Origin of the sequence: Aureimonas flava, from assembly GCF_003583935.1 — a bacterium.
Taxonomy (GTDB): Bacteria; Pseudomonadota; Alphaproteobacteria; order Rhizobiales; family Rhizobiaceae; genus Aureimonas; species Aureimonas flava.
Map to the genome: position 1 here is coordinate 454,910 of NZ_QYRN01000002.1, position 9,380 is coordinate 464,289.

Genomic DNA, 9,380 nt, shown 5'->3' on the forward strand with positions numbered 1-9,380 from the left:
CTCAAACCGCGGGACGCGCCTCCCGGAGTTCGGCCGCGACGCGCGCGACCGCGGCGCGCGCCGCCTCCAGCCCCGCGCCGGTGTCGATCACGTAGTCGGCGCGCGCGCGCTTCTCGGTGTCCGGCATCTGGCTGGCGAGGATCGCCGCGAACCGGTCCGCGGTCATTCCCGGCCGCGCCAGGACGCGCGCCCGCTGCACGGCCGGCGACGCACTGACCACGAGGACGGCGTCGACCCGGCCCTCCCCCCCGGTCTCGAACAGGAGCGGGATGTCGAGCACCGCGAAGGGCGCGCCCGCCCCGTGCGCCGCCTCCAGGAACGCCCGCTCCTCCTCGCGCACCAGCGGGTGGACGATCGCCTCGAGCGCGGCGAGCGCCGCCTTGTCGCCCAGCACCCGCGCGCCGAGCGCCGCGCGGTCCACCACCCCGCCCCGCACCGTGCCGGGAAAGCGCGCCTCCACCAGCGGCGCGGCGCGGCCGGCGTAGAGGCGATGCACCGCCGCGTCGGCGGAATGGACCGGCACGCCGAGCGCGGCGAACATCTCGGCCGTGGTGCTCTTGCCCATGCCGATCGAGCCGGTGAGGCCGAGGACCTTCACGGATGGTCCTCGATATCGGCGATCACCGCCCGGCGCAGCGCCCCGTCCACGGCGGGGCGGTGCCCGAACCAGCGCTCGAAGCCCGGAACCGCCTGATGCAGGAGCATGCCGAGCCCGTCCGCCGTGCCGAGGCCCCGCGCCTCGGCGGCAAGGAGCACGGGCGTGCGCAGCGGCACGTAGACGATGTCGCTCACCAGCGCCGCCCCGGGCAGGGCGTCGATCGCCCGCGCGTCGGCCTCGGACAGGCCTTGGGGATCGGCCGGCCGCGTGTTGACCAGGAGGTCGCAGGTCGGGGCAAGGCGGCCGAGCGCGTCCTCCCCATGGGCCGTGGCCCCGAACGCCCCGGCCAGGCGCTCGGCCCGCTCGCGCGTGCGGTTCACGATCGCGATGCGCGGCACGCCCGCCGCCTGCAGCGCGTGGACCACCGCGCGCGCCGCGCCGCCCGCCCCCAGCACCACGGCCGAACCCGCCGCCCGCCAGCCGCCGAGCCGCTCGTCGAGGTTGGCGGAGAAGCCGTAGGCGTCGGTGTTGCCGCCGGTGAGCCGACCGCCCTCGAACCACAGCGTGTTGACCGCGCCGATCGCCTCGGCCGCCGCGTCCAGCCGTGCGCAGGCGGCGAACGCCGCCTCCTTGTGGGGAATGGTGACGTTGCCCCCCGCGAAGCCATCGGCCGCCAGACCCTCCAGGAAGGCGGCGAAGCCTTCGGGCCGCACCGCGATCCGCTCGTAGGAGCCCGCGAGCCCGAGTTCGCGCAGCCAGGTGCCGTGGATCAGCGGCGAGCGGGAATGGGCGATCGGCCAGCCGGTGACGAAGGCGCGGCAAGCCTCAGGCATCGAGCGCCCCCTGAGCCCGCAGTTCGGCCAGGAGCGGCAGCATGGGTAGGCCGATCACGGTGAACAGGTCGCCCTCGATCCGCTCCATCAGCCGCAGGCCCAGCCCCTCGACCTGGTAGGCGCCGACGCTGGTGAGGACCCCCTCGCCGGCCGCCGCGAGATAGCGTCCGATCTCGGGCGGCGTCAGCGAGCGGAAGGTGATCGAGGCGCGCGAGACGTGGCGCCACACCGCCTCGCCGTCCCGCGCCAGCACCACCGCGCTGTCGAGATGGTGCGTGCGGCCCGAGAGCGCGAGAAGCGTGCGGCGCGCCGCCTCCATGTCGGCCGGCTTGTGCAGCACCGTGCCGCCCACCGACAGGACCTGGTCCGCCCCGATCACCAGCGCCCCCGGCCGGCGGGCCGAGACGTCCGTCGCCTTGGCCTCGGCCAGCACCAGCGCGACCTCGTCCGGCGTGGCGCCCGAGCCCCCGAGCGGCGCCTCCACCAGCCGCTCGTCAAGGTTCGACGGATCGGCCTCGGCCGCGATGCCCGCCTGGCGCAGCAGCGCCTGCCGGTGACGGCTCCCCGAAGCGAGCACCAGAGCCTCTCCCATCCGCGATATCCTTTCCGGGACGTTGTCGCGCCCGTTAAACCTTTGTTCAAACTCGCCCTGTTTAGTGAAGGGTGCGGGGACGGGAAAGCCTCGCGGTCGGGCGGACTCGATTCTTCGGCGCGGGGCAAGCCGCCGGCGCTGCGGCCCCCGCAATTTCCGCCCCCTTGTGGGAATCAGGGGACGGGCGGCGCTCCCCGTCGCCAAGCGATTTCTCGCCTTCGGAAAACCCGGTCGTCATCCACAGATCATGAAGCGAGCGGCCCTGTGTGCGGCGGGCTGTGAACTGCGGGAACAGCCTCGCGCGCCGGCCCACCCCCGTTTCGCCCAAATGCCCGCAGCCGCTGCCGCTTTTTCGCCCGAGGAATGAACCCGCCACCGGGCGCGTTCCCGCCGGCTGTGGCGCGCCGTTGTGAATTCCCATGATCCACCGACTCATAGAATCAGAATCTCTCTTTTCATGGATTTCTTTTCTAAGAGGGGCGGGCGGGAAAACCGCCGCGGCCGGCCGCCGGACGATGACGCCCTCCGTCGCACCGCCCCGAAAGGGGCTGGACGTGGGCGTCCGCACGGGGCATCCCTCGCCTCGCCCTCCGGCCTCGAAAGGTGTTCCATGCAAGAGCGCAAGCTGATGCGCGTCCTCGCCGGCGAGAGCGTCTTCCCGCCCCCCATCTGGCTGATGCGCCAGGCCGGCCGATACCTGCCCGAATACCGCGAGACGCGCGCCCGGGCCGGCGGCTTCCTGGACCTGTGCTACAATCCGGACCTCGCCACCGAGGTCACGCTCCAGCCGATCCGCCGGTTCGGCTTCGACGCGGCGATCCTGTTCTCCGACATCCTGGTGATCCCCGACGCCTTGCGGCGCAACGTGCGCTTCGTGCAGGGCGAGGGTCCGCGCATGGACCCGATCGCGCCGCACGAGATCGCCGGCCTCGACCCGTCCCTGGCCGAGACGCACCTCGCGCCCGTGATCGCCACCGTGGCGCGCCTGCGCGCCGAGCTGCCCGCCGAGACCGCGCTGATCGGTTTCTGCGGCGCGCCCTGGACGGTCGCCACCTACATGATCGCCGGCCACGGGACGCCCGACCAGGCGCCGGCCCGCCTCTTCGCCTATCGCCACCCGGACGCGATGGACGAACTGGTGGCGCTGCTCGCCGAGATGAGCGCCGAATATCTCGTGCGCCAGCTCCAGGCCGGCGCCGACTGCGTGCAGATCTTCGATTCCTGGGCGGGCGTCCTCGACGAGCCGAGTTTCCAGCGCTTCTCGATCGCCCCCACCCGCCGCATCGTGGACCGTGTGCGCGCCGCCGTGCCGGGCGCGCGCATCATCGGCTTTCCGAAGGGCGCGGGACCCCTCCTTCCCGCCTATCGTTCCGGCACCGGCGTCGACGCCGTCGGGCTCGACTGGTCCGTGCCGTTCTCCTTCGCCGCCGAGCTCCAGCGTGGCGGCCCGGTGCAGGGCAACCTCGACCCGCTGCGCCTGATCGCCGGCGGCCGGTCGCTGGACGAGGGGATCGACGCCATCCTCGAGCAGCTCGGCCGGGGCCCCCTCGTGTTCAACCTCGGCCACGGCATCACGCCGGAGGCGCCCGTCGCCCATGTCGAGCACCTCGTCGAACGGGTGCGGCGGGGGTAGACGAAGACGGGGGCGCTGCCCCCGGCCCCGCCAGGGGAAATGATTTCCCCTGGACCCCTCCTCGGTTGCGATGTGTCCGACGTGCGGGAGGGCCTGCGGCCCTCCCGCACGTCGGAAAAGTCCCAAACGAAAAGAAGGGTTCGGGAATTCCTTCCCGAGCGGGGATCGGGGCGGCAGCCCCGCCATCGCCACCCCGCCGCTTCCGTTTGGAGCGGTTCTCGACTAGGCAGGCGGGGTGATCGCCGGAGGATGCCATGACCGTTCAGCCGAAGCCCGCTCCGAAGGACCGTTCGCTTCTGTATTCGCTGGCGGGCGGCGCGGTGCTGGCGGCGGTGTTGTTCGGCTTCGTGCCGCTCGAGGCGCAGCTCTGGGTGAAGAGCCTGCACATCCTGGCGGTGATTTCCTGGATGGCGGGCATGCTCTACCTGCCGCGGCTCTTCGTCTACCACACGGAGGCGGGCGCGGGCTCGCCGCAGGCCGAGACGTTCAAGGTGATGGAGCGGCGCCTGATGCGCGGCATCGTCAACCCGGCGATGATCGTGACCTGGGTGGCGGGCCTGTGGCTGGCGATCGAGATCTATGCGTTCCGGGGCGGCTGGCTGCATGCCAAGGTGCTGTTCGTGGTGCTTCTGTCGGGGCTGCACGGCTACTTCTCCGCCTCGCGCAAGCGGCTGGAGCGCGACGAGATCACCCGGTCGAGCCGGCACTGGCGCATCATGAACGAGGTTCCGGCGCTGCTGATGGTGGTGATCGTGGTGCTGGTCGTGGTGGTGCGGCAATGGTAGGCGGATGCCTTGCCATGGGCCGCGCCTTTGCGATCTAAGGCGGAAGTTCGTCAGCCGGAGCCGATTGCCTTGCCCGAGAGTCCCGCGTCCGACCGCCCCGTCTGCCTCGTCGTCATGGGCCCGTCGGGCACCGGCAAGACGACCACGGCCAAGGGCCTGGCCGGACAGCTCGGATGGACCTTCGCGGAGGCCGACGAGTTCCATCCGAAGGCCAATATCGACAAAATGTCGGCGGGCATTCCCCTGAACGACGAGGACCGGGCGCCCTGGCTCGTGGCGATCCGCGACTGGGTGTCGGACGAGGCGGAGGACGGGCGCTCGACGGTCATCACCTGCTCGGCGCTGAAGCGGCGCTATCGCGACGTGCTCCGAGGGGCGGAGGCCCGTGTGCGCTTCGTGGAGCTGGAGGCCGACGAGGCCGTGATCCGCGAACGGATGGAGAAGCGCCGAGGCCACTACATGCCGCCCTCGCTGCTCGCCTCGCAATATGCCGACTTCGAGCCGCTGGAGGCGGGAGAGGACGGCGTGCGCGTCTCGGTGGAGCAGACGCCGGAGGCCGTCGTGGCCGATGCCCTGCGCAAGCTGGCGCCCGAGGCGGCCTGACGTCCGGCTGCCCTTGCGCTCGCGCCCCGGCGCGATTATAGAAGGAGGCGTATCCCGCCTCCGGCGCGACGCGGCCATGTCCCACGTCCCGCCTTTTCAGCCGAACACGTCCATCCTCGTTCCGGCCGACCCTTCCCCCGTTTCGTTGACGCCCCCATGCCGCGCGACCGCCACCGGTCCGGCTCGGGTTGGAGCCCATGCCATGTCCGAGATCAAACTCCAGGACCTCAAGAACAAGAACGCCGCCGAGCTCGTCGCCTTCGCCGAGGAGAATGAGGTCGAGAACGCCTCCGTGCTGCGCAAGCAGGAACTGCTCTTCGCGATCCTGAAGCGCCTGGCTGCGCAGGACGTCGAGATCATCGGCGAGGGCGTGGTCGAGGTGCTGCAGGACGGCTTCGGCTTCCTGCGCAGCCCCGAGGCCAACTACCTGCCCGGCCCGGACGACATCTACATCTCGCCCTCCCAGCTCCGACGCTTCTCGCTGAAGACCGGCGACACGGTGGAGGGGACGATCCGCTCCCCCAAGGACGGCGAGCGCTACTTCGCGCTGCTCAAGGTCAACACGATCAACTTCGACGACCCGGAGAAGATCAAGCACAAGAGCCACTTCGACAACCTGACGCCGCTCTACCCGAACGAGCGGTTCCGGATGGAGAACCCGGATCCCACCAAGAAGGACCTGTCGGCCCGGGTGATCGACCTCGTCGCCCCGCTCGGCAAGGGCCAGCGCGCGCTGATCACCGCGCCGCCGCGCACCGGCAAGACGGTGCTGATGCAGAACATCGCCCATTCGATCACCGCCAACCATCCCGAGTGCTACCTCATCGTGCTCCTGATCGACGAGCGGCCGGAGGAGGTGACCGACATGCAGCGCTCGGTGAAGGGCGAGGTCGTCTCCTCCACCTTCGACGAGCCGGCGCAGCGCCACGTGCAGGTCGCCGAGATGGTGATCGAGAAGGCCAAGCGCCTGGTGGAGCACGGCCGCGACGTGGTGATCCTCCTTGATTCCATCACCCGCCTCGGGCGCGCCTACAACACGGTGGTGCCCTCCTCCGGCAAGGTGCTGACCGGCGGCGTCGACGCCAACGCCCTCCAGCGGCCCAAGCGCTTCTTCGGCGCGGCGCGCAACATCGAGGAGGGCGGCTCGCTCACCATCATCGCGACGGCCCTGATCGACACCGGCTCGCGCATGGACGAGGTGATCTTCGAGGAGTTCAAGGGCACCGGCAACTCGGAGATCGTGCTGGACCGCAAGGTCGCCGACAAGCGCATCTACCCGGCGATGGACATCCTCAAGTCCGGCACGCGCAAGGAGGATCTCCTGGTGCCGCGCCAGGACCTGCAGAAGATCTTCGTGCTGCGTCGCATCCTGGCGCCCATGGGCACCACGGACGCGATCGAGTTCCTGAACGACAAGCTCAAGCAGACCAAGAGCAACGCCGACTTCTTCGATTCCATGAACACCTGACGGCGAGCCGCCGGACGGACGCTTCCCGAGGCCGCCGTGGCGACACGGCGGCCTTTTTCGTGAGGCGGGCGCCCAAGCCGCCGAGGCCGTTCACCCCCGGCGCGAAATGCTCTAGAGCCTGGAGCCGAAGCGCCAGCGGAGCCCGAGCCATGTCCGACACGCCCTCCCGCCCCGATGCCGTGCGCCGCGTCGAGATCGCGGCGCTGGCGCGCAGCCTGCCGATCCGCGTGGTGGAGACCGCGACCATCGCGCGCACGGCCGCCGAGGCCGCGGCGGCGGTCTCGGTCGAGGTCGGCCAGATCGTCAAGAGCCTCGTGTTCCGGGGGCGCGACACGGGCGCGCCCTATCTCCTGCTCGTGTCGGGCGCCAACCGGGTGGACGAGGCGGCCGCCGCCGGCGCGATCGGCGAGCCGCTGGCGCGCGCCGACGCCGAGTTCGTGCGCCGGGCGACGGGTTTTGCGATCGGCGGCGTCGCGCCGCTGGGCGCCCCGGAGCCGCTCGCGACCTTCATGGACCGCGACCTTCTCGGCTTTCCCTTCGTGTGGGCCGCGGCGGGCACGCCCTTCCACGTGTTCGAGACGGTGCCCGAGGCCCTGCGCATCGCCTGCGACGCGCGCGTGATCGACGTCCGGTGAGGGCCGAGGACACGATCGCGGCGCTGTCCTCGGGCGCGCTGCCCGCCGGCATCGCGGTGCTGCGCGTCAGCGGGCCGGCGGCGCGGCTGGCGATGGAAAGCCTGGCCGGCGGAGTGCCGGACCCGCGCCGCGCGAGCCTTCGCACCTTCCGCGACCGGTCCGGCGTGCCGATCGACCGGGGCCTCCTCCTGTTCTTCCCCGGGCCCGGCTCGGTGTCGGGCGAGGATCTGGCCGAGTTCCACGTCCACGGCGGCCGGGCGGTGGCGGCCGCCATGCTGGCCGCCCTCACCGGCATTTCGGGCGTGCGCCTCGCCGAGGCCGGCGAGTTCACCCGCCGCGCCTTCGAGAACGGGCGGATCGACCTGACCGAGGCCGAGGGTCTCGCCGATCTCCTGGCCGCCGAGACCGAAGGGCAGCGTGCCCGGGCGATGGCGCAGGCCGGGGGCAGCCTTCGCCAGCTTGCCGACGCGTGGATGGCGCGGCTCCTGCGGGCGCGCGCCCTGATCGAGGCGGCGTTCGACTTTTCCGACGAGGGTGACGTCGCCGACGACGTGGCGGGGGGCGTCGCGGCCGAGGTGGCGGCTCTGGCGGGCGAGATGCGGCGGAGCCTTGCCGAGGCGCGGCGCGGCGAAATTTGGCGCGACGGGTTCCACGTGGTGATCGCCGGTGCGCCCAATGCCGGCAAGTCCAGCCTCCTGAACGCGCTGGCCGAGCGCGAGGTGGCGATCGTCTCGCCGGTGCCCGGCACGACGCGCGACGTGATCGAGACCCGGCTCGATCTCGGCGGCGTTCCGGTGCGCTTCTCCGACACGGCGGGCCTGCGCGCGGCGGACGACGCGGTGGAGGCGATCGGCGTCGAGCGCGCCCGCGCTGCGCTGCGGCAGGCCGATCTCGTGCTCCAACTGGTGGCGCCCGGCGAGGAGGCGGGCGAGCTGGAGGGGGAGGCGCCTGTCCTGCGGCTGCGCACCAAGCGCGATCTCGCGCCGGACGGCCCGCCGCCGGCGGGCTTCGATCTGGCACTGTCCGCCCGCACCGGCGAGGGGATCGACGCCTTGGTGCGCCGCGTCGCCGACGCCGCGCGCGAGGCGGCGGGCGACCCCGCCCGCGCCGTGCCGGCACGCCTGCGCCAGCGCGAGGTGGTGGCCGGCACGCTGGCCCATCTCGACGCCTACGATCCCCTGCACCAGCCGGCCGAAGTCGCCGCCGAGACGCTGCGTCTGGCCGCCGACCGCCTCGGCGCCTTGACCGGGCGCCGCGGTGTCGAGGACCTCCTCGGCGTCATCTTCGGCGAGTTCTGCATCGGCAAGTGAGGCGTCAGGCCAGCACGCCCTCGTAGAGTTCGTCCAGCCGCAGTTCGATCGCGATGCCGGGAAGCGGAAGCACGGCTTCCATCCCTTCCAGGGTGTGCTCCTCCCAGTCCGCCCTTTCGATCCGGGACCATACGACGGCGTGAGAGCGGTCCGGCTCCATCAGCACGATATGGCGCAGCAACGGCATGGACTTGTATTCGCCGATCTTGCGCAACCGGTCGAAGTCGCGCGTGGAGGGTGACAGGACTTCGAATACGACGGTGGGCTCGCTGGCGATCCGCGCATCCGGGTCGGTCGGTCCGCAGTCAACGCCGACGTCGGGACGGCGGATCTGTCCGGGCCGCGTCTCCACCGCGCCGTCGGCGGTGAACGGAATGCAGGGTCCGTTGCGAAGGCGGATCCTCAAAGCCACGAGGATGTTCACCACGACGAGGTCGTGCCGACGCGTGGCGCCCGTCATCATCTTCAGCGGAAAGCCGTCCACGAGTTCGTAGCGGTCGTCCTGTTCCGCCTGCCAGTCGAGGAACGCGTCGGTCGTCCATGGAACCACGGCGGAAACGACGCTCATCAGGTTGTCCTCGTACCCGGTTGGTGTCCCCCGCCAAGATAGGCCGGACCGCCCTGGGCTTGAAGGGGAAAGTGCCTAGGCCGCCACCGCCTCCCGCCTGTCGAGGACGCGGTCGATGAGGCCCCATTCCAGGGCGTCCTCTGCCGCGTTCCGCCGCCGTCGGTCGGCGCGATGCTGAAGGTCACCACGCTTTCGCGAAAGGGCGGTGTCGCCTCGCGCGTCCGGTAGCGGGCCTCCCGCCCCGGAACGCTCGCAACGGGTTCGGCCGGGCAGAGATCGGCGGCGGACAGCCATCGGTCGCGCCAGCACGGGGTCGTCAGCGCCAGCCAGACCTTGTGCGGCGGCGCCGCGAGCT

10 protein-coding genes are annotated in these 9,380 nt (G+C 71.6%); 6 read left to right on the forward strand and 4 right to left on the reverse strand.

Annotation, left to right across the window (positions count from 1 at the left end):
- Position 1: 1 nt before the first annotated feature.
- From coaE to D3218_RS05330, 3 genes are read right to left on the reverse strand one after another with little or no spacing between them, the layout of a single operon-like run.
- Positions 2 to 598 carry a dephospho-CoA kinase gene (gene coaE / locus D3218_RS05320; RefSeq protein ID WP_119538846.1) on the reverse strand — a complete coding sequence of 199 codons (597 nt, stop codon included), beginning with the start codon at positions 596 to 598 and terminating at the stop codon, positions 2 to 4.
- The gene (locus D3218_RS05325; RefSeq protein WP_119538847.1) at positions 595 to 1,431 is read right to left on the reverse strand and encodes a shikimate dehydrogenase; all 837 of its coding nucleotides are present in this window, start codon (positions 1,429 to 1,431) and stop codon (positions 595 to 597) included. Before D3218_RS05325 ends, coaE begins: the two co-directional genes overlap by 4 nt.
- Complete coding sequence (locus tag D3218_RS05330; protein ID WP_119538848.1) at positions 1,424 to 2,023, reverse strand: Maf-like protein; 600 nt, start codon at positions 2,021 to 2,023, stop codon at positions 1,424 to 1,426. Before D3218_RS05330 ends, D3218_RS05325 begins: the two co-directional genes overlap by 8 nt.
- A gap of 610 nt (positions 2,024 to 2,633) precedes the next feature.
- On the opposite strand from D3218_RS05330, the gene hemE reads away from it, so the two are divergent.
- The 6 genes from hemE (at position 2,634) to mnmE (ending at position 8,457) form a co-directional block, all read left to right on the forward strand.
- The gene (gene hemE / locus D3218_RS05335; protein ID WP_119538849.1) at positions 2,634 to 3,656 is read left to right on the forward strand and encodes a uroporphyrinogen decarboxylase; all 1,023 of its coding nucleotides are present in this window, start codon (positions 2,634 to 2,636) and stop codon (positions 3,654 to 3,656) included.
- A 254-nt stretch (positions 3,657 to 3,910) separates the two neighbouring features.
- Positions 3,911 to 4,441 carry a protoporphyrinogen oxidase HemJ gene (gene hemJ / locus D3218_RS05340; protein WP_119538850.1) on the forward strand — a complete coding sequence of 177 codons (531 nt, stop codon included), beginning with the start codon at positions 3,911 to 3,913 and terminating at the stop codon, positions 4,439 to 4,441.
- A gap of 69 nt (positions 4,442 to 4,510) precedes the next feature.
- Positions 4,511 to 5,044 carry a gluconokinase gene (locus tag D3218_RS05345; protein WP_425359287.1) on the forward strand — a complete coding sequence of 178 codons (534 nt, stop codon included), beginning with the start codon at positions 4,511 to 4,513 and terminating at the stop codon, positions 5,042 to 5,044.
- Positions 5,045 to 5,246: 202 nt separating this feature from the next.
- On the forward strand, positions 5,247 to 6,512 hold the full coding sequence (rho, locus tag D3218_RS05350; protein WP_119538851.1) for a transcription termination factor Rho: 1,266 nt from the start codon (positions 5,247 to 5,249) through the stop codon (positions 6,510 to 6,512).
- Positions 6,513 to 6,661: 149 nt separating this feature from the next.
- The gene (locus tag D3218_RS05355; protein WP_119538852.1) at positions 6,662 to 7,147 is read left to right on the forward strand and encodes a YbaK/EbsC family protein; all 486 of its coding nucleotides are present in this window, start codon (positions 6,662 to 6,664) and stop codon (positions 7,145 to 7,147) included.
- A complete protein-coding gene (gene mnmE, locus D3218_RS05360) occupies positions 7,144 to 8,457 on the forward strand; it encodes a tRNA uridine-5-carboxymethylaminomethyl(34) synthesis GTPase MnmE (protein ID WP_119538853.1) in 1,314 nt (437 codons plus the stop codon). The genes D3218_RS05355 and mnmE overlap by 4 nt, the downstream gene beginning before the upstream one ends.
- A gap of 4 nt (positions 8,458 to 8,461) precedes the next feature.
- Here mnmE and D3218_RS05365 read toward each other — a convergent pair whose 3' ends face one another.
- Positions 8,462 to 9,025, reverse strand: a complete 564-nt coding sequence (locus D3218_RS05365) for a Uma2 family endonuclease (RefSeq protein WP_119538854.1) — start codon at positions 9,023 to 9,025, stop codon at positions 8,462 to 8,464.
- Positions 9,026 to 9,380 lie beyond the last annotated feature (355 nt).

What these genes read in the sequence shown, in the direction of transcription:
- D3218_RS05325 (WP_119538847.1), bottom strand. Translation starts at nt 1,431, where the DNA reads ATGCCTGAGGCTTGCCGCGCCTTCGTCACCGGCTGGCCGATCGCCCAT.
- D3218_RS05330 (WP_119538848.1), bottom strand. Translation starts at nt 2,023, where the DNA reads ATGGGAGAGGCTCTGGTGCTCGCTTCGGGGAGCCGTCACCGGCAGGCG.
- hemE (WP_119538849.1), top strand. Translation starts at nt 2,634, where the DNA reads ATGCAAGAGCGCAAGCTGATGCGCGTCCTCGCCGGCGAGAGCGTCTTC.
- hemJ (WP_119538850.1), top strand. Translation starts at nt 3,911, where the DNA reads ATGACCGTTCAGCCGAAGCCCGCTCCGAAGGACCGTTCGCTTCTGTAT.
- rho (WP_119538851.1), top strand. Translation starts at nt 5,247, where the DNA reads ATGTCCGAGATCAAACTCCAGGACCTCAAGAACAAGAACGCCGCCGAG.
- D3218_RS05355 (WP_119538852.1), top strand. Translation starts at nt 6,662, where the DNA reads ATGTCCGACACGCCCTCCCGCCCCGATGCCGTGCGCCGCGTCGAGATC.
- D3218_RS05365 (WP_119538854.1), bottom strand. Translation starts at nt 9,025, where the DNA reads ATGAGCGTCGTTTCCGCCGTGGTTCCATGGACGACCGACGCGTTCCTC.